Annotated in this window: 22 protein-coding genes; 6 read left to right on the forward strand and 16 right to left on the reverse strand. The window is 70.2% G+C overall.

Annotated elements, in window-relative coordinates:
* Window positions 1-229: 229 nt before the first annotated feature.
* Window positions 230-1,900, reverse strand: coding sequence for an HNH endonuclease (locus OG496_RS31745; protein WP_405973368.1), 1,671 nt, complete (start codon window positions 1,898-1,900; stop codon window positions 230-232).
* A gap of 1,190 nt (window positions 1,901-3,090) precedes the next feature.
* Here OG496_RS31745 and OG496_RS31750 point away from each other — a divergent pair.
* The 3 genes from OG496_RS31750 to OG496_RS31760 all read left to right on the forward strand — a co-directional run bounded on the left by OG496_RS31750 (window position 3,091) and on the right by OG496_RS31760 (window position 5,828).
* The gene (locus OG496_RS31750; protein WP_405973369.1) at window positions 3,091-3,798 is read left to right on the forward strand and encodes a hypothetical protein; all 708 of its coding nucleotides are present in this window, start codon (window positions 3,091-3,093) and stop codon (window positions 3,796-3,798) included.
* A 357-nt stretch (window positions 3,799-4,155) separates the two neighbouring features.
* The gene (locus tag OG496_RS31755; RefSeq protein WP_405973370.1) at window positions 4,156-5,112 is read left to right on the forward strand and encodes a DUF6551 family protein; all 957 of its coding nucleotides are present in this window, start codon (window positions 4,156-4,158) and stop codon (window positions 5,110-5,112) included.
* Between the two features lie 413 nt (window positions 5,113-5,525).
* Entirely contained in the window at window positions 5,526-5,828 is a 303-nt protein-coding gene (locus OG496_RS31760; RefSeq protein WP_405973371.1) for a hypothetical protein, read from the forward strand.
* Window positions 5,829-6,240: 412 nt separating this feature from the next.
* Here the strand turns inward: OG496_RS31760 and OG496_RS31765 are convergent, their stop codons facing one another.
* From OG496_RS31765 to OG496_RS31830, 14 genes are all read right to left on the reverse strand, one after another.
* Entirely contained in the window at window positions 6,241-7,785 is a 1,545-nt protein-coding gene (locus OG496_RS31765; protein ID WP_405973372.1) for a hypothetical protein, read from the reverse strand.
* Between the two features lie 7 nt (window positions 7,786-7,792).
* Window positions 7,793-10,237 (reverse strand): GTPase-associated protein 1-related protein, encoded by a 2,445-nt coding sequence (locus OG496_RS31770; protein WP_405973373.1) that lies wholly within the window; start codon window positions 10,235-10,237, stop codon window positions 7,793-7,795.
* Entirely contained in the window at window positions 10,234-11,421 is a 1,188-nt protein-coding gene (locus OG496_RS31775; protein ID WP_366497536.1) for a TRAFAC clade GTPase domain-containing protein, read from the reverse strand. The genes OG496_RS31770 and OG496_RS31775 overlap by 4 nt, the downstream gene beginning before the upstream one ends.
* On the reverse strand, window positions 11,422-12,987 hold the full coding sequence (locus OG496_RS31780; protein WP_405973374.1) for an Hsp70 family protein: 1,566 nt from the start codon (window positions 12,985-12,987) through the stop codon (window positions 11,422-11,424).
* A 4-nt stretch (window positions 12,988-12,991) separates the two neighbouring features.
* Window positions 12,992-14,971 carry an AAA family ATPase gene (locus OG496_RS31785; protein WP_405973375.1) on the reverse strand — a complete coding sequence of 660 codons (1,980 nt, stop codon included), beginning with the start codon at window positions 14,969-14,971 and terminating at the stop codon, window positions 12,992-12,994.
* Window positions 14,968-16,389 (reverse strand): hypothetical protein, encoded by a 1,422-nt coding sequence (locus OG496_RS31790; RefSeq protein WP_405973376.1) that lies wholly within the window; start codon window positions 16,387-16,389, stop codon window positions 14,968-14,970. The genes OG496_RS31785 and OG496_RS31790 overlap by 4 nt, the downstream gene beginning before the upstream one ends.
* A complete protein-coding gene (locus OG496_RS31795; protein WP_405973377.1) occupies window positions 16,386-17,030 on the reverse strand; it encodes a 4Fe-4S single cluster domain-containing protein in 645 nt (214 codons plus the stop codon). Before OG496_RS31795 ends, OG496_RS31790 begins: the two co-directional genes overlap by 4 nt.
* Window positions 17,027-18,076: a protein kinase domain-containing protein gene (locus OG496_RS31800; protein WP_399393822.1), complete on the reverse strand. Its 1,050-nt coding sequence runs from the start codon at window positions 18,074-18,076 to the stop codon at window positions 17,027-17,029. The genes OG496_RS31795 and OG496_RS31800 overlap by 4 nt, the downstream gene beginning before the upstream one ends.
* Before the next feature lie 2 nt (window positions 18,077-18,078).
* Window positions 18,079-18,849: a protein phosphatase 2C domain-containing protein gene (locus OG496_RS31805; protein ID WP_405973378.1), complete on the reverse strand. Its 771-nt coding sequence runs from the start codon at window positions 18,847-18,849 to the stop codon at window positions 18,079-18,081.
* Entirely contained in the window at window positions 18,846-19,622 is a 777-nt protein-coding gene (locus OG496_RS31810; protein WP_405973379.1) for a vWA domain-containing protein, read from the reverse strand. The genes OG496_RS31805 and OG496_RS31810 overlap by 4 nt, the downstream gene beginning before the upstream one ends.
* Entirely contained in the window at window positions 19,619-19,834 is a 216-nt protein-coding gene (locus tag OG496_RS31815) for a hypothetical protein (protein ID WP_405973380.1), read from the reverse strand. Before OG496_RS31815 ends, OG496_RS31810 begins: the two co-directional genes overlap by 4 nt.
* A 143-nt stretch (window positions 19,835-19,977) precedes the next feature.
* Window positions 19,978-20,154, reverse strand: coding sequence for a hypothetical protein (locus tag OG496_RS31820; RefSeq protein WP_405973381.1), 177 nt, complete (start codon window positions 20,152-20,154; stop codon window positions 19,978-19,980).
* Window positions 20,155-20,303: 149 nt separating this feature from the next.
* Window positions 20,304-22,334: an FtsX-like permease family protein gene (locus OG496_RS31825; RefSeq protein WP_405973382.1), complete on the reverse strand. Its 2,031-nt coding sequence runs from the start codon at window positions 22,332-22,334 to the stop codon at window positions 20,304-20,306.
* Complete coding sequence (locus OG496_RS31830; protein WP_405973383.1) at window positions 22,331-23,062, reverse strand: ABC transporter ATP-binding protein; 732 nt, start codon at window positions 23,060-23,062, stop codon at window positions 22,331-22,333. Before OG496_RS31830 ends, OG496_RS31825 begins: the two co-directional genes overlap by 4 nt.
* Window positions 23,063-23,180: 118 nt before the next feature.
* Here OG496_RS31830 and OG496_RS31835 point away from each other — a divergent pair, with 118 nt between their 5' ends.
* Entirely contained in the window at window positions 23,181-24,425 is a 1,245-nt protein-coding gene (locus tag OG496_RS31835) for a sensor histidine kinase (protein ID WP_405973384.1), read from the forward strand.
* Window positions 24,422-25,135, forward strand: a complete 714-nt coding sequence (locus tag OG496_RS31840) for a response regulator (RefSeq protein WP_405973385.1) — start codon at window positions 24,422-24,424, stop codon at window positions 25,133-25,135. The genes OG496_RS31835 and OG496_RS31840 overlap by 4 nt, the downstream gene beginning before the upstream one ends.
* A gap of 45 nt (window positions 25,136-25,180) precedes the next feature.
* Here the strand turns inward: OG496_RS31840 and OG496_RS31845 are convergent, their stop codons facing one another.
* Window positions 25,181-25,519 (reverse strand): DUF4333 domain-containing protein, encoded by a 339-nt coding sequence (locus OG496_RS31845; protein WP_366497555.1) that lies wholly within the window; start codon window positions 25,517-25,519, stop codon window positions 25,181-25,183.
* Between the two features lie 220 nt (window positions 25,520-25,739).
* Here OG496_RS31845 and OG496_RS31850 point away from each other — a divergent pair, with 220 nt between their 5' ends.
* Window positions 25,740-26,132, forward strand: coding sequence for a hypothetical protein (locus OG496_RS31850; protein WP_405973386.1), 393 nt, complete (start codon window positions 25,740-25,742; stop codon window positions 26,130-26,132).
* Window positions 26,133-26,216 lie beyond the last annotated feature (84 nt).

A 26,216-nucleotide genomic window follows, 5' to 3' on the forward strand; every position in this document is an offset into this window, starting at 1 on the left:
TTTCCGCGGCGGCCTTGCTGGGCCACCTGTGGGCCGTCCGAGGGTGGCCAACGACGACCAGCAACGACCAATGATGGCCGCAATCGTGCAGTTCGTCGGCGGGGTAGAGGACGACCCTGCACCCCACCGACGAGTGCGATCAATACATGCGCAACTTGGCACACGAATCCAGCCGGTCTTGAAAGCCGTTTCCCTTCCCTGGATACCCAGGGAAGGGGAATGCATCGAGCTAACGAAGCGCCTCGGTGTGTAGACGCCGGGCGGTGGCGGCCAAGAGGCGGCGAAGCTTCTCCCTGTTGATGCCGTAGGTCTTGAGGGCGTGGCAGTTGGGGCACAGGGCGATCATGTTCCACGGGACGTCAGGTCCGTCCTTGGCCAGGTCTCGTACGTGGTCGACCTGCAAGATTGGCTTGCCCGCTGTAGTGAGCTCCTTGGGGTGGCCGGCGCATTCGGGGCTCTCGCAGCTGTCCTTGCTGCGTCGGATGACTGCGGCTCTGGCGCTGGGGTCGCGGACGTATCGGTCAGCGAGTGTCGGCTTCTTCAGCTGCCCCCGCTGTGCGGCTTTGGCTTCCGCGTTCTGTGCCAGACGCCCGTACGCGTCCTTGTCGCTCTCGGAGGGATCGCGTACTTCTGGGTCTAGGTCGCTTGGGCGGTAGGAGCCTGTGTCGTCGTGCAGGTCGTCCGACTCAGCGTCTAGTGCTTCCAGAACTTCCGGGCTCCACGTCTCGCGCTCGGGCGAAGGTACGGGGGCCAGTACCCAGAGGAACTCACGGCGCCACTGACCGTCCTCTCCGACGCCCCATCGCAGCCGGCGTTGCACGATGACGGCCCATGTCTCGAAGCTGAACTGTTTCTGGAACGGCTTGTGCCAGTAGCGCAGAGGACGGCTAGCAGACTGATACTCGGCCATGAGCTCGTTGCCCGCGGTGATTGTCTGGTCGCCCGAGAGTCCGTCGCCGACGTAGGCGATCCAGTCCGTATCCGGGATGCGACCGTCGGCATACGGTCCCTTATCGTCCGAGAAAGCACTCAGGATGCCGTCGGCGAGACAGCCGATTCCGCCCATCTTCTGGCCGCCGTAGGCGAGCCAGATGGCGTCTCGATCTTTAAAGGTCTCGCCGAGTTGTGGACGTAGAGCGTCCGCCCACCTTCCATCGAGCAAGTCGTGAAGGCCGAAGTGCCGCAACAGGCCGACAGGGAGAGGGTAGAAGTAGCGCAGAAGGAGTCCGGCCGCGGCGCCGGCCGCGACGTCAGGGTGCGACCGCAGTAGCGCATAGTCGTCTTCGCGGAGACCACCCGATGGGTTGACCTGGTTCAAGGACCCCAGAGTGGGGCGTCGCCCCTGGCTGGTGAGGGTGAGTTCCTGTGTGGGGTCCACGGTCCACAAGTCATCGCGCACAAGTGCCCAAAACGGGTACAGCGTGCCGTCCACACCGTCCTCTAGGTGGGCGTACTTCTCCATCAGTGGTGCCACCGCATCGCGTATATCCGACCAGGGCCGCATGCGGGGCGCCCCAGCTACCGCCTGTCCGACAGCCCAGAGGAGAAGTACGGGGCGGTGCAGCGCAGTGCCGGCCGCGCGACGTGCCGGGCGCACGTCCCCCACGCGCCGCTGGAAGGCCTTCGGCGGCTCCACGACCGTGAAGCCCTCTCGTCGTAGCCAAGCCACCGCATGCTTAAGGCCGCCACTGAACTGTGAGGGCTTGAGCGCCGTTCCAAAGTCGTAGAGGTGAGCAACGCCGGCTATGGCCTTGGAGTCGTACTGCCGCCCCTCGTGAACGAGCAGGTAGGTAACAGCCGCGCGGTAGCCGTAGGCGTCACGGAACGACTCCTGGCCGAGCCGGTCGTGCTCTGCAATCGCGCGTAGGACTCCTGCGCGCGTGATCTCGGAAGGCGCCATGGGCGACACCGTAGATGAGGGTACTGACAATGAGCCTGCGCTGGGCCCGCCAAAGGCAGTGAGCACCGCGCCCGTTCGTAGCCTCAGCCTCAGTTGCGGCGACCTTGAGCGGGGGCGACGTTCGTAGGGGGACGGCTGCGTAAGTATCTATCGACGCCCCACTGTCCGCTGGTTGCGTCGTCGTCTGAGTGACCAGCGGTGTCGGGGGCTCAGCTGCTCCGCTATGTAGGCATGTGCAGACTTGGCGAAATCAATACGGGCGTTGTCTAGATGTGAATGGAGCCCACCGTTCACGCCGACAAGGTAGTCCCAACTGCAAGTCGAGATTTCATGAGCAGTGAACCTTGATATAATTTGCTGGTCGACCAGTGGTTGCAATGATTCTCGAATTCGGTGAGGTGTCTCGTCGATGATTGCCTCGCGGATTTTTTCCGTGACTTCCTCGCCAAATGAATCTGTCAAGTGCCTCGATAGGGTAAATAGTCTGGAGATCCTGATAAATCCTCCAGCCACTAGATGAATTGACTTTAGTGCGGAAATCTCCATCATGCAGTCTTCGTCGATATCTCTTGCTGCTTCGATTATCTCATGCGCTAGGGGGACGACTTGGTTTGGTCCCTCAAGTTCTAGTCGATCGACTGCGGCCCGAATGGCCGCCTGTTCGGCCTTGAGAAAATCGGGTGGAGTTTCAACTGGTCCCTCATGCTGGACTATTTCTAGCAAGGCTGGATAGACGCGCTCAGAAAGGGAGTGCGCGGCTTGTATTACATTCATGCAGGCTTCCCGTTGGGCTTGTAGCCGCATTGTCGCCAAAGCGCCACGGGCCTGCGCTCTACCAGCCGTGTAGGAGGCCCAAGAAGCGATAGGAGTGCTAATCAGGGTCGCTAGAACTTCAGGTTGCATACCTCCATGATCGCAGAATAGGCGCCGAGGTGGGCTACTTTCATCAAACTGCGACGAGGATGGCGGGCTCGGCGAACAAGTCTCTCGCGGTACCTGATCGAAGATTTGTTTGATTACCTAGCGTGCCTATGTGGACGTCGTAGCTCCTCGCTAGTCCTCAGCTAAGGCGCCGGGATTATTGCGCTCTCTGGGGTACCTGGAATCCAAGAGTCTTATGGTGCGAGCTGTTGCAGAGTTGTTGAGATTCCGTGACAGTGATTCGCCGGCCAGGCGCTCACCCTACCGTTATGAGCACTCAGGGGGCGGGGCCGCGGCGGCGCGTAAATTGGTTTCAGCTGATTTCGGCTGCGGTAGTCGCGATCATCACTGTCATCGCGGCTAGCTTGGCCGATGGAGTAATGTCCAGTGCCGCGAGGATCTTCCGCGACAACCCACCCCCGACGATCGAACAAACCTCCGAGCATCACGTGATCCTTTTTGATCCCGAAGGTAGCCTCGGCTCCGAATATACCGTCACTGAGCATATTGGACCTGCAAATTGCTGGGAGGAGAGCCTGGTGAGCGAGTCACCCGGGGCTCTCCGATGTGCGGCGAATGACTACCTGTTCGACCCGTGCTGGCAGAAGGGGAGTTGGGACTCAGGTCACGTTGGCTGCCTGCTGAATCCCTGGAGCCGGAAGGTCACGATACTCAACCTCCCATCCGGGACGGGAGAATATGAGGAGATGCCGCGCAATGAGGTGCCGTGGGGGCTAGAAATTCAGAACCCCAATGACCGCTATGAAACGGTGCGATGTTCATCTGTAGCGGGTGGGACCATAGAATTTGTGGACGGAAAGCCCATTTACTGGAAGTGTTTTGACAAGCTGAATAAGCATGTGGGGTGGGCAGTTGGGAACATCGAAGAGTCTAAAAGTGGGCCGTGGAAGGTCTTCTTCTCCGGGAAGCGCTCGGATCAGATAGTTCAGACTCCGATAAAGAATCTCTGGTGGTGATCCATGTCAATAATTGATGAGGTCCCCAGACTTCGCGACTTTATCGTAGGGCCTGAATGAAAAGCCAGGCAGCTTGAGAGTGTGCCACCGGAATTTGAGCGATTAGCCCTTCTGTCGGAGTCCGGTAGATACCGGAAGCGCGTTACCGAGGATGGGGATCACGATGCTCTTTCAAGTTCCTCTGATATTTGGCCAAGAGCTCATTCGATTTGCCTGTCGCTGCAAGTTCCAGCACAAGATCCCCCGATCTCGCTGAAATCTGATCGGTCCCTTGCCCGGGCCGAATGATCCAGAAATATTGGATCTTGAATTAGTGGCTTGCGGCCCTAGGCGAGTCCACGGCGATCCTCGCTTGTCATGGACATTCTCGCGTTGGCGGTTGAGATCGGGATCGGGGGTGGACGGGGTCGAGGTGCCTGTGGTTTAGTTTTCGGCGCGCTGTATCCCCAAATCCACGGCTATGCCGACAATCCCCTGAACGCAGCGCGGAAGGGCACCTCCATGCCTAAGGCTCAGTACGCGTACGAGCTCCCGGCCCACAAAGTGGACTACGGGAAAGAGGTCGCGGTCGGCGACCTCAAGATCGACCCCCAAGCCCAGCGAACCCTCAACGAGGGGCGGGCTCAGCGCATCGCCGAGAACATCGTGCCTGAGGCCATCGGTCTCATCATGGTGTCTCAGCGGGACGACGATGACATGTACATCGTGGATGGGCAGCACCGTCACCGTGCCTGCCAGCTGGCCGGTATTCGCACGGTGAAAGCCGAGATCCACCATGGGCTCACGCTTGATCAGGAAGCCATCCTCTTCCTGATCAAGAACCGTGAGTCCCACAAGCCGAGGCCCCTTGACGAGTACCACGTGGGTCTCACCGGTGGGGTTCCCCTCTTCGTCGACACTGACCGCGTCCTGAAGAAGCACGGGCTCACCCTCGGCTCCACGTCTACCAACGGTGTGGGGGCCGTGTCCGGGGTCCTGCGAATTACGGAACGATTCGGCGCGTCGGTCCTCGACCGCACCCTCTGGGTTGCCGAGGCAGCTTTCGACCGTACCCCGGAGACTTGGGATGGCATGATCCTCGGCGGCATCGGTCAGTTCCTCGGCCGATGGGGCGACATCGTCGACGACAAGGAGCTCGCCCGAAAGATGCTGGCTATGGGCACGCCGATCAAGTGGCGTGCCGAGATCCTCAGCCAGTCATCGCGCGGCGGCTTCAACAACAGCGGAACCGGGTCGCGTGTGACGACGGCTTATCGGCTCGTCATGGCGGCATGGAACAAGGGTCGCCGGGCGGCGAACCAGATCACGGAGTAGCTCGCAGAAGTCAGCCGGTGCCGCGCCGGACCACGGAGCGGCAGGAGTTTTTACGGCTTGGCGGAGCAGGCGCGCTCTTGTAGCGAGCTAGCGGTATGGGAAACAACTGGTCCAGATACTGCGAGGTGGCATTTCTGCCGTCTGCGTGGCGATTCGGCTAGCCCTGCTGCCTGCCCATATTGGGCTCGGCGTGCGCGGGTTCCCCTGCTATAGCGCTGTGCGGCCTCGCTTACGGTGGTGCGCTCGTACTGTCACGGATCTAGAGGCTGTCCCTGCCTTGTCTCACCGAGTCTTCAAGGCGGGCGGCCCTGCACCGCGGTAGGCGCGCTTTCGACGTGCTCTCGTCTTGCCGACCGCAGCGAAAGGTCAGCAAAACCGTGTTGTTCCAGCTTCCTGACGGCACACCCATGTGGGTGATCATCCCCGTGGTTGCCGTCGGTTTCGTCCTCGCCGTGGCGCGTGTCGTCAAGAACCTCCCTAAGGACGCGATGAAGAACTTCTTCGACCACCGCACCAAGGTCAACGAGATCATCGCCCGCGACACGAAGGGTCGGGTCGCCGCCGTACAGAAACAACGGCTCGTGTTCATGGGGTTCATGCTCGTTTGCGTAGTCGTCGTTGCCCTTGCCGTCGTGGCTTCACGCAGTAGTGAGGTGACGGCACCGCTCCCGGAGCCTCAGCAGGCCAGTTCCCCTACTTCTCAAGCCTCCAAGTGAGTAGTGGAAGGGGAAGCGCATTGTGACCGTCCCGCCCGCCCCTGCGAGGCGGGCGGGACGGCTCCGCATGGTGTGTTGGGCGCCCATATTCCCGACTCGATGCGCGAGCGGCCGTGCACGCGAGCGCTCACAGACCGGTCTCAGTTGCAGTCTCATTTGGCGCTCGGTCCGGCACTGTCCCTGAGCGTCCGACGAAGTTCGCGAACCTTCCCGACCAAGGGAAAGCCTGGGACGCGGATGCTGGTGGACACCCCCGGACCAAGATCGAACAACTCGTAATGCGTAGGTCTCGGGTTCGAATCCCGAAGGCGGCTCTGTGGAAGCCTCAGGACTCACTCGCCGTGACCTGGGGCTTTTGCTTTTGGCGGATGCGGCGGCCGGCAGCCTGCCCCCACCATGTGTCGCGGCTCCCTCACTCGCGCAGGCACCACTCGACGAAGACCCCGATGCTGGGGTCCACCTGCCCCGTCTCGTTCGCCACCGCGCCCGTGCAGAAGAACCGGACCTCTCCGAACTGCAGGTCCATCGTCTTCACCAGGTTCCGCAGGCCCAGTTGTTCGCTCAGCCAGGTCCGCAGGGCGTCGCTGTCGTCCGGCTGGGGGGCCAGCAGGGTGGGCTGTCCGGTCAGGAGGTCTCTCTTGCTGACCGCTACGGCGAGCCGGGCCTTGTCTAGGCGGGTGTCCATCGTGTGGATGGTCTGCACCGAGCGCGAGAACACGTCCTCCGGGTCGACCGTCGAGGCCAGCGTGCGGTCCACCTTCGGGCCCTGAGGGTCCAGGCGGGTCCAGAACGCGTCGACGGCCATCGGGTCGAGGACGAAGACGAAGGTGCGGGCCTCCCGGGCGTAGCGCAGCGCGTCGGTCTCCTCGCGGCTGACGAACCGCTCGCCGGCCGTGTCGAAGACGTGCACCAGCCGTTCGGCGCGGCCGCTGCCCAGCACGAACGAGTGGGCTCGCGGCAACGTCTTCTGGGTGGGGCGGGTGTGGCCCTGGAGCTCCAGAACCTCGTTCAGCACCCGCTGGTTGGTGGTCGACTCGGGGTCCGCGAGCCGGATCGCCGGCCCACCGTTCTCCGCCGAGTTCTCCAGTGACTTCACCATCGCCGCCATCAGCTGTGTCTTGCCCGCGGCCCGGCCGCCGATCAGCGGCAGGATCACCTCGGGCATGTGCCCGGCGTCCGGGTTCATCGGCTCGCCGCAGTGTTCGTACACGCAGTAGCCGCTCAGCCGGGCGTTCCTGCTCATCAGCATCAGCAGGGTCGGAACCCGCTCGTCGCAGGCGCACCGGCGCCTGAAGAGGCCGAAGGTGCCCGGGCGGATGTCGGCGTGCCGGCGTCGGCAGATCGCGCTGGGGCAGTCGTACGCGGGGTAGGGGACGCGTTCGAAGCAACTCGGGCAGAGCATGCCCCGGGGCAGCCCGCGCAGGATCATCACCGTGCGGTCGACGGCCCGCAGGGTGAGCGCGGTCAGCCGGGCGCCGCCCGCCAGCAGGGCCACGCCGAGCGCCTGCACGGCGAGGAGCGTGCCCAGCACGAGTGCCGCGGCGCCCGCGCCGACGCCGAGGCCCAGGTAGAGGGTCAGGCCGTAGGGGATCGAGAAGGCCCGGTTCATGGAGGGCGCGGTGAACTGGTCGGTGGTCACCCGGCGGTAGGCGTCGGTGACCGTGCGGACGCACAACCGCCGTCCCTGGGTGAGGAGTTGCCGCAGGTCGCGGGTGGCGGGGCCGAAGAAGTAGTTGCGGTGGGCCAGTTCGTCGGCGGGCCGGTACGGCGGGACGGTCACGAACTCGTCGGTTCGCAGGCGCAGCACGCCGTTGAGCAACTGGCAGTAGCGCCCGAGTAGTTGACTGACCAGGGCGACCCCGCGCAGGGCCGCGATCACCGGGGCGACGAACAGGTAGAGCAGGAGCAGCGCCAGGTAGGCCGCGGGGATGAGGACGAAGAACACGATGTCGTCCATCTCGGGCTCACCCCTCTTCCGGTCGGGGGCCGTCCGGGGACCGCCGTGGGGTGATCTTGCGGCTCCACTTCTTCACACGGCCCAGACGCTTCACGGCGATCTCCTGGTAGACGTCGGCGAGCCGTGTGTCGTAGGGGCGGAGCGCGCGGGACAGGCGGTCCAGGTCCTCGGACCGCCAGTGGTCGGCGATGTGCAGGCGCAGTGCCTGGACGAGCTCCAGGTGTGCCTGTGGCAGTGCGACCCGTTCGGTGTTGACCGCGATCACTCCGGTGACATGGCTGAACAGCACCTCGTCGACACGGTTCGAGGTCCCCGCGGCCTGGCGCACGGTGCGCAGATAGCCGTCGGTCAGGGAGAAGCCGAACTCCCCGATCTCCGTGCGCAGTCGGGCCGGGTCGGCAGGCAGCCGGAGCATGGCGGACACCAGCCGGTGGCGCTTCAGGGCGCGGGGAGCCGCCCAGGCCTCGATCTGCGGGATCCGGAAAGCGCGGGCGAGTGCGGTGGCCTCGGTGGCCTCGCGCAGGGCCGCGTCCAGCTGGAGGGTGATCCGCACACACTCCTGGGTGACCACCCGCAGCCAGGCGTAGCGGCCGGGCGCGCTGAGCGCGTCGCACAGCACCAGACAGGCCCGTAGATCCTCTTCGTCCCCGATCTCCTGTTTCACCGTGCGGTCGAACCACTCGCCGACCGCCTTGTCCACCGGCTGGTCCGGCGGCAGCCGACGGGCGATCTCGGTCGCCTCCTCGTACCTCCAGGCCGGCGACGGCTGGCGCCACAGACCGCGCAGCAGGTCCGCGTCCGGCGAGGTCAGGCCGCGCACCCGGAGGATCCTGAACAGCAGGTCGACCGTGCGGGCGGGGTTCCGTTCCGCCTGCGCCCGCCAGTAGTGCTCAAGAAGCAGGGGCCGCTCACCGAGGTCCAGCTCGCCCAGCAGCTCGGCCGGGAACTGGGCGAACAGCTGACCCTGACCGCCCCGCTCGTCCAGCGCCTCCTCCACCGACCTCGCCAGTCCGGCCCTGAACTCCGGGAGAGTCTCGACGAGGCGGGTGACCTCTTCGCGCAGGCCGGGGCCCGCGGCGGAGGAGCCGAGCAGGGCGCGGGCCAGCTCCAGGCACTGGGCCGCGAGCAGCTCCGGCGGCGGGGTGAGCCGCGCGCCCACCGCCCACAGCAGCAGCCGTACCCGCTGGCGGCTGGTCGCCGCCTCGCCGAGCAGCCGCTGCCACAGGGCGGTGGCCCGCTCCCGCTCGGCGGGACGCGTGATCGGCACCGGGCCCGGCGCGTTCTCCACACCGGTCGCATAGGCGCGGATCCGGGACTGGTGGAGCTTGCCCTCCAGCTCCTGGTGCAGGGCCGCGTCGCCGCCCGCCTCGGCGGCCGTGCTCAGCACCGCGAGCGCGTCGTCGTCCAGGTCCCGGTGCTTGTGGTGGATGTCCGCCGCGACCGTCGCCCGGCGCGGCCCGAGATGCCCGGCGCCGGGCAGCCAGTCGATCACCGCGCCGACGTCCGCGTCGGTCAGCTCCGTGCCGCCCGCCGCCGCGGCCGCCGCCACCGGGGCGTGCCAGTCGCCCGAGGTCCGCTCCTGGCCGTGCGTGTACTCGGCGGTCCAGGACCACACCGAGCGGATCGACCCGACCCCGATCCGGATCAGCAGCCGTACCAGATGGTGGGTGGGCACCACCTCGGGGAAGCGGCCCGCGGAGAAGTCGAAGACGGTGTACGACTCCTCGTCGTCGGGGCCGAAGTCGGGGTGCGTCCCCGGGACCGTGCCGATCAGGTGCAGCCGGCTGCGGGCGGGGCGGAAGAGGTAGGTCGCGAAGGAGAGGCGGTGGGCCAGCGGGGGCGGCAGGAGATAGGAGACGGCCGCGAACCAGTGGGCGATCCGGTCGGTCGTGTCGTCGATCACCACCACCGAGCCGTCCTCCGCGAGCGCCGCGAACACCGCCGCCAGCAGGGCCGGCAGCTGCTCGGCGTGCGGGTGCGCGCGCAGGAAGGCGCGCACCGAGCGGGGGGACAGCGGGCCGCGCGGCAGGGGCGCGGGCAGCTCCGGAATCCCGGTCGTGCCGGCGACCCGCGCGGTCCACGCCGGGGAGTCCCACAGCTCGATCGCGAGCAGCCCGCCGCTGTCCGCCGTGAACTCGCCCTCGGTGTACAGGGCGTGGGCGAAGTAGTTGCCGAAACGGCGCGCCGAGTCCCGGCCGACGTACCGCACGCACAGCGTGGTCGCGCCGCCCTGCCGGCCCGGGGTGTGGCAGAGGTTCACCGGGCAGTGGGCCAGCAGCTCGGGGGTGTCCGACTCGGCGAGGGAGCGCGGTGGTTCGTACCCGGCCAGGCCCTCCACCCGGTGCCGGGTCTCGGCCGAGACCTGCTCGCTCACCGCGTTGAACTGGAAGCCGGAGGAACCGCTGAGCCCGTGCTCGCAGGAGGTGTAGTAGAGCTGCTGGAAGTTCCTCATCCGCGGCCCGCCCTCGGCACCGAACCGAACTCGCTCAGCAGCCACAGCAGCGGATCCGCGACTCTGTAGGGCTGGATACCGGTGTCGGCGACCCGGGCCTCGGGGGTCGCGCTGCGGCCCAGCGCGGAGACCCCGAAGTAGCGGTAGCGGGCGAAGGTGTTCTCCAGGGACTGGTCGATGGACACGCCGTCCCATTTCCTGAGCAGCTGGCGCACCTCCTCGTCGACGCTGAGGCTGTCGCCGACGTCGAAACGGCCGAGTGCCGGTGCGTGCGACCGCAGCGGGCTGCCGTTCTCCATCAGATGCCAGAAGGCGTCCATCTTGGAGAAGACCACCGCGATCGGGGTGTCCACCCGGGCCGCCTTGCCGCCCTGCGCGGCCAGCAGCATGCTGCTCACCCGGCTCAGCACGTTGATCGGCGGGTCGATGCCGTCCGTGCCGGGCAGCGCCGTGCCGGGTGCCGCGTTGTCCCGGGCGCCCGGCATCTGCAGCGGGTCGAGCAGCAGGATGATGCCGTCCGCGTTGGTCAGATAGCGGGTGTTGAGCTCGACGCTCTCCCGGCTGTTGAAGTCCTCGCCCGCCGTGTCGAAGAAGGACAGCACGCTGTGCTGCGGCCGCTCCCCGAACAGCCCCTTGCGGCGCAGCCCGAACCGGAACACCAGTGGTTCCACCCGGTTGGCGTTGGTCGTCGCGGTCTGTGTGGGCGGGAACATCTGCCGGTCGCGGTAGAGCCGGTCCTCGTACTCCGAGCTGTAGCGGCGCATGGTGACGTCGTCCAGGCCCATCAGCGAGGCGCCGTAGGCCTCGCCGACCTTGTTGCGCATCTCGTGCAGCAGCACGGTCATGTAGATCGTCTTGCCGGAGGACCGCGCGCCGACCATCGCGATCAGCCGGTTCTCCACCATCCCGAACTGCAACGGCAGTTCGACGTGGCAGACCGGGCAGATGCGGTACGTCGTCTCCCCGTCACAGTCCGGGCACAGCGCCGTCGACCTACGGCCGTCGGCGGCGAAGTCCGGGCCCACGTCATGGCTGGGGCGCTTGCCGAAGCGTTCGTCGAGGACCGGGTCGCGGCGGCGCTCGCACTGCTTGCGGGTGCGGCTGAGCCGGCTGTGGCACCGGAACCGGACCTCACGCGGGGCGAAGGTCTCGTAGCAGTAGGGGCAGGTGAGTCGTCTGGCCATTCAGGTCACTCGCAGCCGGTGCAGCGCCGTGGGGCGGATGTCGATGTCGTGCTCCTGGTCGGGGTCGGAGTCGGGGCCGTCCGCCGGGAAGCAGACGAGCCAGGAGGGGCCTTTCGCGCCGGGGAAGGGGAACTCCACGGTCAGGGGGGCGCCGGCGGCGAGGCGCTGGGCCGGGACCTCGTGGAGGACGGTGCCCTCGGCGGTGCTGGAGGGGCGGTAGCGGCCGAGGCCGTGGACTATCCGCAGGGCGGGGAGGTCGCAGCCCGTCCGGGCGGTGAAGGTGACGGTCGCGACGCGGGTGAAGGGGGTGCGGCGGCGCAGGGCGGGCTCGTACTCGACGATCGGGGGCTCGGCCGGGACCCGCAGGGACGCGGCGCCCTCGGTGTCGACCGTGGGGTCGGGAACCAGGGCCTCGACGGTGAGCGTGATCGTGCCCCGGCCGACGGGCAGGTCCAGGCCGCCGTCGTGTTCGTAGACCCGGCGCTGGCAGCGGATGTCGCCGCTGCGGGGGCCGTCGCCGGTCGCGGTCGCGTCCTCACGGCGCCAGCGGACGCGGGCGGTGAGGGCGGAGTCGGGCCAGGCCCAGAGGACGAGGAGGTGGTCGTCCCGGCGGATGGCCTGCAGCTGGGTCACGGGGACGGAGCGGAGGGCGGGCGGGGAGACGGGGGCCGGGGCCGGCCCGGGTTCCGGCTGCGGTTCGGGTTCGGGTGTGGGGATGGGCGGGGTGGGTGCGGTGGGTGGTTCGCCGCGGGGTGACGGGGGCTGGTCGCGCTGGCGCTGCGGTGGCGGCACATCGGATACGGGCCCGCGCTCCTCCACGACGTCGTCGGGTCCGGCGCTTCGCGGTTCGGGATCCTCCACGGAAGTCGGCCAGGGCCGCGGTTCCGGGTCCTCCAGGGGAGGAGGGAAGTGGGTGACCGCCGGTGCCGGGCCCGTGGCTATGCGGAAGAGGCCGAAGTCCTCCAGCAGCAGGAGGCCGTGGACGACGGCCAGTTCCGGGCTCGTGCAGCGGACCGTCAGGCCCTGGGCCTCGGGGAGGTTCTCGATCGCCGTGCGCTGGTCCGGTGCCGTGTACACGTCGCCGGAGAGGAGTACGGCGTCGGGGGCCGCCCCGGTCAGTTCCCGGGCCGTCGCCGTGAGGGCGTCGGCCGGCTCCTCGGTGCGGGTGGTGACGATGCGCACCGTCAGGTCCGGGGTGATCGCGAGGACCGTCAGGTCCACCGTGTCCGCGGTCCGGTCGACGACGAGGACCGTGCGGTGGACGCCCTCGGCGATCGCGCCGTAGTGCAGGGCCACCGCGACCGGTTCCGGGACGATTCTGTGGACGTGGAGGCCGGCGTCCTCGGCGGCGCGGCGGAGGCGGGCCTCGGCCTCGCGGCCGGCGGTCGCGGGCAGGCCGAGCACCGCCTCCTCGTCCTGGGCTCCGGCGAGGAGCGTGGCCAGGGCGGCGGCGGGGTCGGCGACTCCGTCCGTGCCGGCCAGGTCCGTCACCGTCACGGTCGGCCGGCCGCCCGGGTCGAGTCGGCCGGTACGGGCGATGCGGTGGCCGATGGCGATGCCGAGCATGTGGTCAGCCGTTCCCTTCCTCGGTCCTGGCCCACGGCGTGCCGTCGGCGTCGACGCCGAGCCGGATGCGGCCGCCCGGGTCCGGGCGGTGGGCCAGGAAGTGGGCGACCACGGCGGCCCGCAGCCGCTCCAGTTCGTTGCGGATCTGGCGGCCGCCGTAGGCCTGGTGCTCCGGGTCGCTCATCCGCTCGGTGATCCAGGGGTGCAGGGTGTCCGTGTCGGGGACCAGCTCGACCTGGTGGCGTTCGCGGACGGACTCGGTGAGCTGGTCCAGCAGCCGGTCGGCGATCTTCACGATGTGCTCGCGGCGCAGCATGTCGAAGACGACCACGCCCGGCTTGAGGCGGCCGTAGATCTCCGGTCGGCCGATCGTCCGGAACTTCTCCTCCACGGCGCGGGTGAAGTGTGTCTCCAGGACGGAGTACGGCATTTCCGCGCCGCCCTCGGACAGCAGTTCCGGGACCGCCTCCGCGCCCGTGTTGGAGGTGAAGATGATCAGGCACTGGGAGAAGTACGCGGTCTGGCCGCGGCCGTCGGTGAGGCGGCCGTCCTCAAGGATCTGGAGGAACTTGTCCAGCACCCGGGGGTGCGCCTTCTCGATCTCGTCGAAGAGCAGGACGCTGAACGGCCGCTCCTGCACCCGGCGGGTCAGCTCGCCGCCCTGTTCGTGGCCGATGTAGCCGGGCGGTGCGCCCGCGAGCCGCTCGGCCGCGTGTTCCTGCTGGTACTCGCTCATGTCGAAGCGGGCGTACGCGCTCTGGTCGCCGAACATCAACTCGGCGACCGCCTTGGCGAGTTCGGTCTTGCCGACGCCGGTCGGGCCGACGAAGAAGAACGCGCCCCGGGGGCGGGCGGTGCCGGAGCCGCCGAAGTCGATGCCCACGAAGGCGGCCTGGAGCGCGGCGGCCACCGCGTCGACGGCCTTGGACTGGCCGATCACACGGGTGCCCAGTACGCCGCCCGCGCGGGCGACGGTCTCCCGGTCCAGCTGGGTCCACGGGTCGACGCTCACGTTGAGCCGGTGCAGTTCCAGCAGCTTGTCGGGTTTCTGCAGGGGCGCGTTGCGCAGCCACGAGGTCCGGGCGAGCGCGTCGATGTCCCAGCCGGACATGCCGTCGGTCGCGCCGACCAGGGCCTCGATGTCGGGGCGCGTGGCGTCCGTGGCGCCGTTGAAGTCGCCGCGCAGCCAGGTCAGCCACAGGCGGCGCTCGCTCGGGTCCGGCGGGCCGATGTGCAGCGTGGCGATCCGGGGGTCCTCCAGGTGGAACCAGCCGGGCAGCCGGCCGACGTCGCCCACCGCGCACAGGACGGCGTTGCGGGCGTGCGGGCGGCGCCCCTCCAGGGCCGAGCGAGGCGTTACGGCGGCCGCCATCGCGTCACGCAGCCGGAGGTAGCCGCGATGCGACTCCGGCTGGCCGGACGGGAGTTGGTGGTCGACGTCCTGGAAGACGAAGGCGGTGGCCGCGTCGGGCGAGGAGACGAGCCGGTGCACGGTCGCCACGACGTCCTCGAAGCTGCTCGGCCGGCCGGCGGCCCGGGGCGCGAGCAGGTTCGACCGGTCGCGGTCGCGCTCCGCGCCGCGCCGGGCGCGCGGGCCGGCCTGCTGCCCGTCGTCGTCCCCGGGGGCGTCGCGGTTCTCCCAGGGGCGCGGTTCCCCCCGGTCGCCGCCGCCGGCCCGAGTGCGGTTCGCCTCCAGCTCGGCGTGGCGCTCCGCGTGGCCCGGCAGCGGGAAGGTGAGCCCGGCCACCGGGTCCCACCAGCCCACCACCTCGGCGCCGCGCGCTTCCAGCACCCCGGCGACCAGTTCGCGGAAGGAGGCGGGCCGGTCCTCGAACCACCAGCGGTCCCGGATCTGCCCGTCGATGATCGCCTGCCGGCCGCGCCGCAGCTCCCAGCCGAGCGACACCGCCCACAGGGGCATCATGCCGTCGGCGGTGACGGGCCCCGTACCGTCCTCGCTCTTGGTGAAGTCGACCGCGCTCACGGCTGCGTCCACCTCCAGGACGTCTCCCGGGGCAGCGGCTTGGCGCGCCGGCCCGGCGGCTTGCCGTCCCAGGTGAGCTCACCCGGTACGAAGCCGTCGTCGCCGCCGAGTGCCTCGTGCACCCGCTCCAGCAGCGCCTCCGTGGTGTCGCACACCGGCTCGTCCTGCGGGGCGCTCAGCGTCACATCGGGCTCGCCCTCCACGTGGTAGACGAGGACCGGCGTGCCGTCGGCCTCGCTGGCGACCGTCGTCTCGTACGTCGCCCCGGTCGGCCGGACGAAGTGCAGACGGAAGCTGCCCCGCTCGTCCTCGCCGCCCTCGAAGGCGAACCCCTCGTCGGTCATGGCGTCCCGGAGCGCCGCCACCAGGTCGCGGCGCCGGTCGTAGGCCAGCTCCAGTTCGTCCAGCCGGGCCTCCGCGTCGGGGAGCTTGCCCTCCAGTTCGGCGACCGCTGTCAGCGCCCCGGCCGCCGAGCGCGCGGTCAGAGCCTCCGTGACGGCGCGCAGCGCGCCCTCGATCTCGTCGGCGAGGCCCGGGTCGCCGAGCCCGCCGGCCGTGTCCACCACGCCCGCGGCCGCCGGGCGTACGACGTCCAGCCGCTCGGCGGCCTCGGCGAGGGCCGCCTCCAGGGCCTCGGCGCGCTCGCGCTCCGCCGCCTCGGCCGCGGCACGTTCCTGCTCCGCGCGGGCCTGTCGCGCGGCTTCGGCGAGGGCCTGCTGTTCCGCGTCACGCACCGCCTCCGCGACCGTCGCCGCATGCCGGGTGAGCGCGTGCTCGACCGTGCCGAGCAGGGCTTCGAACCGCACCTGAGCCTCCGGGCCGGTGGCCGCGCGCAGCCGGCCGAGCAGTTCGGTGCAGCTCCGATGGCCGTCCGCGTCCAGAGCGGCGCCGTCCGGACCGGTGGCGGTGAACCGGCGCTCCAGGCCGGCCAGGACGGCGGCGCGGTCGTCCGTACGGTTCCCGGCCGCCGCCGTGCGCAGACCGACGGCCCGGCCGCGGAGTTCCTCCACCGCGTCCCCGAGCGGCTCTCCCCGGGCGGCCCGTTCCCGCAGCCCGGCCAACTGCCGCTCCAGGGAACCGATGTCGGCCCGTGCACCGGACCGCTGGGCCTCGGCGATCAGCTCCCGCACCTCGACGAGGGCGCGCTCGTCGGCCCGGGACCGCTCCGCCTGCGTCCGGGCCAGCCGGGCGCTCTGCTCGGCCGTCCTGCGGGCCGTCAACTCGGCTTCCCTGCGGGCGGCTTCGGCGCGGGCGCGGTCCCGCCGGGCGGCCGCCTCCTGGGCCAGCCGGACCCGTTCGGCGGCCCGCCGCTGTTCCCTGGCCCGGCGCTCCGCCTCCCGGCGCCGGCGCTCCGCCGCCTCCCGCTGGGCGTACACCGCGCCCACGCGGACGCTGGTGTACTTCGGTGATCCGCTCATCGTTCCCTCCGTGCCTCGGTGTGCAGCACGAACCCCCGCGCCGCGAGCTGTTCCTCAAGTCCCTCCCGGAATCCCGGAGTCGGCGGCACCCCGGCCCAGGAGAGCGAACCGTCGGCCTCCACCGACAGCTCGATCCCGGCGGTCGTGTCCGGCTCGGCCAGGACCCGTGTGTAGCGGTCGGTGAGCGGGATCAGCCGCTGGTTGTCCGAGCCCCGCCAGCGCAGGCTGCCGTGCCGTGCAGCGACGTACGGCCCGTCGACCAGCAGGTCCAGTCGTGCCAGCAGGGCGAGCCGGTCCGGGCCGCCGTGCCGCAGTGCCTCGTGGCGGAAGCCGGAGTACGCCATCGCGCCGAAGTCCGGGCGCCGCTCCCGTACCGCGTCGAGCAGCCCGGCCAGCGCCCCGGCCTGGCTGAACGGCTCACCGCCGGAGAACGTGACGCCCTCGATCCGGTCCAACCCGGCCAGCCAGTCGGCGAGTTCGGCGACCGGCCGGGCGGTGCCGCCGTCGAAGGGCAGGGTCTGGGCGGCCACACAGCCCTGGCAGCGCAGCGGGCAGCCCTGTACCCAGATGACGGCGCGGCTGCCGGGGCCCAGGACGGTGCAGTGGTCCAGGGTCCGGGCGACGGAGAGTTCGGTCGTCATGCCTCCTCCTGCGGATCGTCGGGGTAGCTGTCGTCGCCCCGCCCGGCCTGGTCGCACCACGGGCACCACGGCCGTTCCACGGTGTGGACGTGACGGGCGTTCACCGCGCACACCTTCAGCCGGCCGGGAGCCGTCTCGGCCGCGAGCGCCCGGGCCCACTCCGCCCCCGTGGGACGGTGGAGCGGGTTCGCGAACGCCCTCCGGAACAGCTCCACGAGCCGTCTCGGCAGCAGGTCGGCGGGCGGCACGGAGCGGGGCAGCAGCACCGACGTACGGTCGGTGAGCCGGCAGCGGCCGTGCAGCACGTTGTCGTCGTACGACAGATAGTCGCTGCCGTCCGTCGGGTGGCCGGCGAAGGGGTGCAGGCCGGCCATGAGGAGTTGGTGGACCAGGAGGGCCAGGGCGAAGTCGTCGGACGCGGTGTCCGGTGGCGTGCCGGCGGGGGCGCCGACCCGCTCGGGGGCCGTGTAGCCGGGGGTGCGCATCCGGCCCGGGAACACCTCGCGGCCGTCCGTGAAATGCCAGGAGTCGACGTCCGCCATACCCACCCGGCCGCTCTCGTCGACCCAGAGGTTGTCGGGCTTGAGGTCGCCCACCACATAGCCCTCGGCGTGCAGTTCGCCCAGCAGCCGGGCGAGGGCGAGGGCGGCGTGGAGGGCGGTCGCCCAGGTCGCCCGGGGCAGGAAGGCGCGGCGGGCGGAGGTGGTGAGGAGGTGACCGAACGGCTGGTAGGCGCGCCGCATGTCGGCCATCACGTAACCGTCGACGGGGTCCGTGCCGGTGCCGCCGGCCGTGCGGACCGGGATCATCGGCCAGGCCAGCCGGACGGGTGCGGCGAGCAGGACGACGGTGCGCGGTTCGCGGCGCTGGCGCACCAGGCGGGCCACGCGACGCCGGTAGGCCTCGGGGTCGGGCGGGTCCGGGACGAGTTTCGCGACGAGGGCGCGGGCGTCGTCGACGCCGTACACGAAGCCTTCCGAGCCGCTGCCGATCCGCTCGGTGAGCCGCCATGTGTGGCCGCCCGGGGACACCACCGTCAGTCCCACGGTCACCGCCCTTCGACGAGAGCGCACAGGAGGGTCAGATCGTCACCGGTCCGGCCGGCCTCCTGACCGGAGAGCCGGCGTCGGAGGGGCTCGGCGTCCCCGTGGTTGTCGCGGAGCGTGGCGGCGAGGCCGACGAAGAAGCGCTCGGCCGGTAAGGGGCCCGCTTCTGGAGGGAGTTGGCGGACGGAGGGGTGGTCGAGGGAGAGGGCGGCGCAGCCGTCGGTGGCCAGGACCACTCCGCTGAGCTCCGGTTCCCAGACGACGAAGGTGCGCAGGCGCAGGGCCGCACCGGGGGAGGAGAGAAAGGCGGGCGGGGCGGTGGGCGGGGGAAGGACCAGGTGGCAGCGGTCGTCGTGGGTCAGCAGGGTGCCGAAGCCGTCGCCGATCGAGACGAAGGCGGTCCAGGGCGGGGTCACGACCGCCGCGGTGAGGGTGGCTGCCAGGGTGCCGGGTTCCGCCGAACCCGTGTCCGTGCCCAACACCCCGGCTGTGGCCCGCAGATACTCCTCGACCACCCTTCCTCCGCGTCCCGCGATCCACCGGGTCCACGTCTCCGGCGTGTCCTCCGCGTCCGGTATCTCCTCCGTCAGCAGGCGGCAGGCGGTGTCGACCGCGATGTGGGCGCCCAGGGCGCTGCGGTCGCGGCTGCTCGCGCCGTCGGACACCGCCAGCACCGCCGTGTCGCCGAGGTCGACCGCCTTGAACGCGTCCTGGCAGCCCTGCGCGGCGGCGAGATGCGCGGTGCCCTGGACGGAGGCGCCCGCGATGATCACTTCAGGCCCCTCTCCATCTCCTCCATGCGTGCGCGCTTGGCGGCGAGGGTGTCGATCTGCTGGTGGATCTCGTCCGCGTCCTGGTCCGGGCCGCTCCGGTCGGAGCTCTGGAAGAGGATGTCGAGGATCTGGCCGAAGTCCAGGTTCTCCAGCTGGGTGGTGGCCTTCGGTGCCAGGACCCGGAGCATCGGCAGGTCGGCGCCGTGCACCCCGATCACCTGGAAGACCCACTCCCCGCTCTCCTCGCCCTGGCGCACCCGCCCTGCCGTACCCGCCAGGGCCGCCGCGTCCAGGGGACTTCCCTGGGCGTCGCTCGGCGCGCCGTCCGTCAGGACCCACAGGAAGGGACGGCGCACCGGTATCCGCTGCCCCTGCAGGGCGCGGTAGCGGGAGCGGGCCAGTTCGAGGGCCGTCTCCACGGCCTCCGTCAGCCGGGTCAGGCCTTCGGCCCGCAACGTGGGCGGGTGCATGCGGTCCACCGGGACGAAGAGCCGGCCGGCGTCGGCTTCGCGTGGCCCGACCGGGACCAGACGGCCCGGGCCGGGATCGTAGACGCGCACCACCGAGTCGAAGGTGATGAGGCAGACCTCCACCCGGGTGCGCAGCCGCTCCTGCGCGCGGACCCCGTCGAACCAGCGGGTCAGCGCGCTGTTCAGCTCGTCGATCCGCGGGTGTTCCGCGGGGCGGCCCATGGACGCGGAGGTGTCGAGGAGCAGGACGACGGGCTGCCGTTCCTCGTACCCGGTTCCGAACTCGATGCCGTGGACGCTCATCCGGCCGCCGTCCCGGTGTCGTCGGCGTGGGCCACCAGCCGCCGCCGTCCGGGATCGTGGCGCACGGTGACGGCCGTACCCGGCGGCAGGCCGGGTGGCTCGGAAACCATGCGCAGCAGGACGCCGTCGACGAGTACGTACGTGTCCGGGGCGGGCCAGGTCACCGTGCGACCCGCGCAGCCGTGCGCCCACTCAACCATCCCCCTGGTCATACGGCCACGGTATGTGAAGGAGGCATCACCATGCGGGGTCCTTACGTGAATTGACACCGCGTCGATATCGGCGGCTCCGGGGTGCGGGCCGCCCAGGGGCGAGGCTCCCCCGGGCTTTCCGCCTGAGCGGCCCGCCCCTCAAGTCAAGCCGACCGGCCGGGCGCCGACCGGTCGCGCACCGGGCGGGTTCCGGCCGGGATCCGCTCCTGCTCACGCCGCCGGCCGCGCTCGGCCGCCCGCTGGGTGAGCAGGGCCGACAGCAGGGTCCCGGCCACCCCGACGATCGCCACGATCGGCGCCCCCGCACCACTGACGTCCATCACCCTCACCCCCGTGTCGCCGTACACCTTCAGCGAACCCGCGCCGTCCCCCGCCAGGGAACCCCATGCCCGAGGACCGCCCGGCCTTCGCCCGCGTCCCGCCCATGCGGGGTCGACACCGGCCGGTGGATCAGGCGTCACGGCATCAGTCAGTCCGGGCGTGGCCCCGCACCCCGCACCACCTCCCGCAGCAACGGCCGGCTGGCCGCGCTCGCGCCTGCCAACCCGGCGAAGCCCAGGGCCAGGCAGCCGGTGAGGAGGGCCAGGCCGTGGGCGTCCAGATGCGGGGTGCCCCCGGCGAACGTCAGGGGTGCCGCGCAGAACAGGCCCGTGAGTACCGCGCCGGTCGTCAATATCGCCCCCGGCAGTACCGACTCCGTACGCCTCGCCGTGTCCAGGACGCGGAGGGGGGTGCCCGCGAGGTGGAGCAGGCCGTAGGTGCGGCGGCGGTCCAGGACCGAGGAGGCCGCTGTGATGCCGGTCGAGGCGATGGCGATGGTGAAACTCGCGGCCAGGACGGTCAGGGTCGCGAGGTGGAAGTCGTGGTCGAACTCGCGTGACTGCCAGTCGATGTCCGTGCCGGTGAGGGGGTACTGGCCGGGGGTGAGTCCGCTCAGCGCGGCGCGGGCCGCGTCCAGGCGGCTCGGGTTGACGGTTGCCGTGAACTGGCGTTCGTCTCCTGTGCCGGCGCCGGTCGCGACCCACGTCGTCGTGATGCCGACCGTCGCCCCGATGCCCGCATCCCGCAAGCGGACCTCCGCCAGTTCACGCACCGCCGCGACCCGCTCCTTCGGTACGGCGAGGGAGAGTTGGCCGGGGGTGTCCCACGGGGAGCCCGCCGCGATGCCGAACAGGGCGAAGAAGCCGGCCACGAAGCCTGCCAGGGTGAGGCCCGAGACCGCGCGCCAGACCGACTTGGGGTCGTCCAGCAGGCGGCGGCCGGCCAGGAGGGTCGTCGGGCGCCGGGCCAGGTCCGTCACCAGGGAGCCCAACGTGCCCACCACCCACGGGCCGATGACCGACAGCGCCCCGAAGACCGCCGCGCAGCAGTACACCACCGCGTTGATGTCCAGCGGCCGGCCCTTGGAGAGCTGCCAGTAGCCGAGGAGGACGGCCACGAACAGCAGAGCCCGTACGGCCTTCAGACGGGGGGTGCGGGAACGGCGTACGACCCCCAACGGGCCTACGACCACCTGGCGCAGGCCCGCCAGCGCGCTGATCGTCACCATCAGGACCGCGCCGGCGAGGACGGCGAGGAGGACCGGCGTGCCCACCCAGAGGTCGGAGAAGTACCAACTACCCCCTGCCACCGGGACGTTGGAGGCCAGGGGCAGCAACGCCGCGTAGCCCAGCGCGCCCGTCACCGCTCCCGCCGCGGCCGTCAGTGCCGCCTCCGCCGCCGCCATTCCCGCTATGCGGCTCGGCGCCGCGCCCAGCAGACGCAGCAGGGCAAGTCGGCTGTCCCGGCGGGAGACGGACAGGCGGGCGGAGGAGGCGCCGAGGAGCAGGAGGGGGATGATCACCAGGGCTGTCGCGAGTTTCGTCAGGTCCTGGTACTGGGCGGATATGCCGTCCGTTGGTTGCCTTCCCTTGAAGCTTGCTATGAGGGTGGGGGTGATCACGTCGCCCGGGCGGCGGGGGTCCGTGCCGCGTTTCGTCGTCATCGTCGGGGAGTTGGCCTCGTGACCGACCACCGCCACCAGTTCGCCCGGCCTTGCCAGTGCGGCTCGGCCCAGGGTGCCTGTGATGGGTTCGGACGACGACCCTGACAGCCCAGGTGGTCCCAACAGCCTTCGCACACCCGGTAGTTCGGCCAATGCCGGTGAAGTCCACAACTCGCCCGGCTCGGGGAAGCGGGGCATGCCGGGTGGTGCGGGGGGACTGGTCCGCCTGCCCGGGAGTGCGGCTACGTCTACGACCGTCACCGGTTCGCCGTTGACGAACGTGGTCGCTACGGCCTGGATCGCCACCGCGTGCGAGAGGTCGGACTTCGCGGGGGTGCGCCAGTCCGTGTGGGCGGCGCGTGCGCCGAAACCCAGGTTGGCGGCCACGCACAGGAACAGGAGGGTGGTGCAGAGGGCGGAGGCGGCTACGGAGAGGGCCACGCCGAGGTTGCCGTGCCGGCCACCGCCTCGCAGTAGGCGCCAAGTCAGCGTCCAGGTCGTGCGGTTGGACTTCACCGTCGGGCTCCCGTGTCCGCTACGGCGATCCGCGCGCCCGGATCGCCCACGATCCGGCCGTCCCGTACCCGCACCGTCCGGTCGCACCAGCGGGCGACCGACTCGTCGTGGGTGACCACCACCAGCGCGGTGTTCTGGGCCCTGGTGACCCTCACCAGCAGGCTGATCACCTCCTGGCCCGTCGTCTGGTCGAGGGCGCCGGTCGGTTCGTCGGCGAAGACGACCCCGGCGCCGGCCACCAACGCCCTTGCCAGGGCGACCCGTTGGGCCTGGCCGCCGGAGAGTTCGCCGGGGCGGCTGTCCTCCTTGCCGTCCAGGCCGAGGGGTGCGAACCAGGTGCGGGCCTGGCGTTCCGCCTCGCGGCGGGGGGTGCCGCCGAGCATCAGGGGGAGCGCCACGTTCTCCACCGACGGGAGTTCGGGCAGCAACTGGCCGAACTGGAAGACGAATCCGAAGCGGACCCGGCGCAACTCGCTGCGGTGCGGCTCGCGCAGCTGGTCGATGCGCTCGCCGTCCAGCAGTACCTGTCCGCCGTCCGGGCGCTCGATGTTCGCCAGGCAGTGCAGCAGCGTCGACTTGCCCGAACCCGAGGGGCCCATCACGGCCACGGATTCACCGGCGTGCACCGCGATGTCCACCGCGTCGAGCGCGTGCGTCGACCCGAAGGACTTGGAGAGCGCGATGCCCTGCAACACCGGCGGAGGAACAGGAGGCGGGGTGGGGTTCATGTGCCCAACATGCCGCTCCGCCACGGCACTTCGCCTCGGCCGGGCGACCGGTTCGCGCCCCTCACGTCGTCCTTTCGGCCGAGGTTGGATGGCAACGGGCGCCCCTACGCTGCGAGTTGTGCGAGAACTGGACGATCAGAATCTGGGCGACGAGCAGACGCCCCTCTCCCGGCTGTCCCGCCGTACCGCGCTCACCGCGTTGGCCCTGGTCATGGCCCTGTTGTGGGTGCTCGATGTGGCCTCCGTCGTCACCACCGCCGGGCTCGAAGGGAACGGGGTCTGGTGGCGGGTGGTACCCGGTGTCGTGGCCGCCGTGGTGCTGTTGACGCCCGGTGCCGAGGCGCGTGTGTTGACCTGGGGCGCAGGGGTGGCCGTGGTCGTCTCCTGGGCGGTCACGCTGGGGATGTTCGGGTCCGTGACGTCGACGTTCGGCGGCTGGGGGCTGCTGGAGACGCTGTGTCTGCTGCTCCTGTTGGTGCGTACGGCGAAGGACGTGTCGTCGCCCTGGGCGGCAGCGACTCTGGGCGCCGCGCTCGGAGTCGCCGTGATCGCGGCTCCGATTCGGTTGGACGTGAACGGGGTCGTCTTCTCCTTCCTGCTGACGTTCCCCACGGGTGCCGCCGTCGGGCTCGGCTGCTATCTGCGGAGCCTCGACGACCGTAGAAGGCGTGCGGTAGCGGATGTGCGGCAGAGCGAGCGGCTCGAACTCGCCCGGGAACTGCATGACTTCGTCGCTCACCACGTCACCGGGATCGTCGTGCAGGCGCAGGCCGCGCGGGCGATCCGGGAGAGCGCGCCCGAGCAGGTGGACGTGTTGCTGGGGCACATCGAGCGGGCCGGGTCCGAAACCCTGCAGTCCATGCGGAAGTTGGTGCGGGTGCTGCGCGAGGACGACGGGCGGGCGGTCCGGCCGGGGGACCTCTTCGCCGAACTCGGGGAACTGGTCGCCGCGTTCGCCGAACGTGATGCCCCCGCCACCCTCCAGGTCGCGGCCGAGGTGCGGCAGGCGCGGCCCGATCCCGAGGTGGAGACGTCCGTGCGGAACGTGGTGCGGGAGGGGCTGACGAACGTACGACGGCACGCCTCGGGGTCGCCCTCCGTGTCCGTGCGGGTCGCGTTGGCGGGCGAGGGGGACGGGGACGGGCGGCGACTTCGGGTCGAGGTGCACAACGCGCCGTCCTCGCGGCGGGCCGCGCCGAACGCCGAACCGCTCGGCGGGCGGGGCGGGTTGGGCCTCGTCGGGCTGGCCGAACGCGCCGAGGCCGTCGGCGGCACGCTGCACGCGAGCCGGGCGGAGGACGGGGGGTGGCGGCTGACGGCGGAGTTTCCGTTGCGCGGGGCTGTGACAGGATCGCCCGCATGACCGAGGCCAATGCCGGTGCCGGCGCGAGTGGTTCGGGGAGACGTATCACGGTTCTGATCGCCGACGATCAGGAGATGGTGCGCACCGGATTCCGGTTGATCCTCCAACTCCAGCCCGACATCGAGGTGGTGGGCGAGGCGGCCGACGGCGCGGAGTGCGTGGAGCTGGCCAGGCGACTGCGGCCCGACGTGTGTCTCGTCGACATCCGGATGCCCAAACTCGACGGGCTGGAGGTGACCCGGCTGCTCGCGGGGCCCAAGGCCGTCGATCCGTTGCGGGTGGTGGTCGTGACCACCTTCGACCAGGACGACTACGTCTACGGGGCGTTGCACGGTGGCGCCTGCGGGTTCCTGCTGAAGGACGCGGGTCCCGGGCTGTTGGTGGAGGCCGTACGCGCGGCCTCGCGTGGTGACGCGCTGGTGTCGCCCGCCGTGACCGTACGGCTGTTGGAGCGGATTGGTGAGCAGCGGCCCGCGGCGGAGTCCGCCCGGCAGGCCGAGGTGTCCTCAAGTCCCCTGACGGGACGGGAACTTGACGTGGTGCGGCTGGTCGCCGAAGGGCGGACCAATCAGGAGATCTGCGCCGAGCTGTTCGTGTCGCTCTCCACCGTCAAGACGCATATGGCCAGCGTCCAGGGCAAGTTGAAGCTGCGGAACCGGGTGGAGATCGCCGCCTGGGCGTGGCGGTGCGGTGTGGTCGGCGACCGTTGATCCGGCCGGTCGCCGTGCCCCGCACCAACTGCCGTGCAACACCGACTACTTCGTCAGGCCGTAGTCGAAGCTCACGCGGTCGCCGTGCACTCCGGTGACGGAGATCAGCATCTTCTTGGTCTCGCCCTTGAAGACGGCGGTGCACGCCACGGTGTAGTCCATCTTCGCGCGCAGCCCGCTCGGGCAGCTCACGGACTGCGGACCGTCCTGGACGAAGGGGATGGCGTAGTTCTCCTTGGCCTGCTTCTCGACCTCGGCGCGCGGCACCGTGTGGTCCGGGCCGCTCGCGGTGGCGACCGACGCGTTGTCGAACACGTTCCATGCCACCACGACGCCGCCGGCCAGGACGGCGGCAGCGGCCAGGGCGATGACGATGCGCTTCATGCGGGGCTCCTCGATTCGCGGTGCGGCCGGTCCTCACCGGCTGCTGTCCTCAGACCTTCCTCCCGCGCGGATGCCCGCCGCCTCGGCCGGGCGGCCGGTTCCGGGGCCGGGCCTCGGCCGGAAGTACGAGGGCCGTTCGGCGGGCTGTCTCTGTTTGCCGGGGCGTCCGTACCGTAGTCGTACGGGATGATGACGACCTGGTCGAAAGCGGGGGCCTGGTATGGCAGTTGAGGGTGTTCGTCCGGCACGCCAGATCCGCGACGAGGACGCGTGGTCGTCCCGCCCGGGGTGGGCCGGCCAAGCGCATGTGCGGGTGTGGCGGACGGCGTCGCATCGGGTGGCGGTGGTGATCAGCGGGCATGGTGCGGAGGACGACCTGGAGACCGTGCTCCCTCTGCTCCGCGGCGAGTATCCGGACGACACGGTCGACTTCTTCTTCCACCGTCCGACCGACTGGGTAGCCCTCGGGTACTACGCCGAGCTGACGTCGAACGACGACGGCACGGTGACCCGGACGCACATCGCGGGCGACACCCTGGCCGCACGCCTCGGGCCCACCCTGTACGAGACCGAGGACCCGGACGATCACTCGACCGGGTGGGGCGGTGCCTGAGGAGTACGCTCGAAGTCACCGAGGGTATTCCGCGCACCGGCCTCCATGCCCGTGTCGTTTTCGGCGATTGATTACGCCGGGCCG

The sequence above is a fragment of the Streptomyces sp. NBC_00988 genome, from assembly GCF_045162645.1.
Classification (GTDB): domain Bacteria; phylum Actinomycetota; class Actinomycetes; order Streptomycetales; family Streptomycetaceae; genus Streptomyces.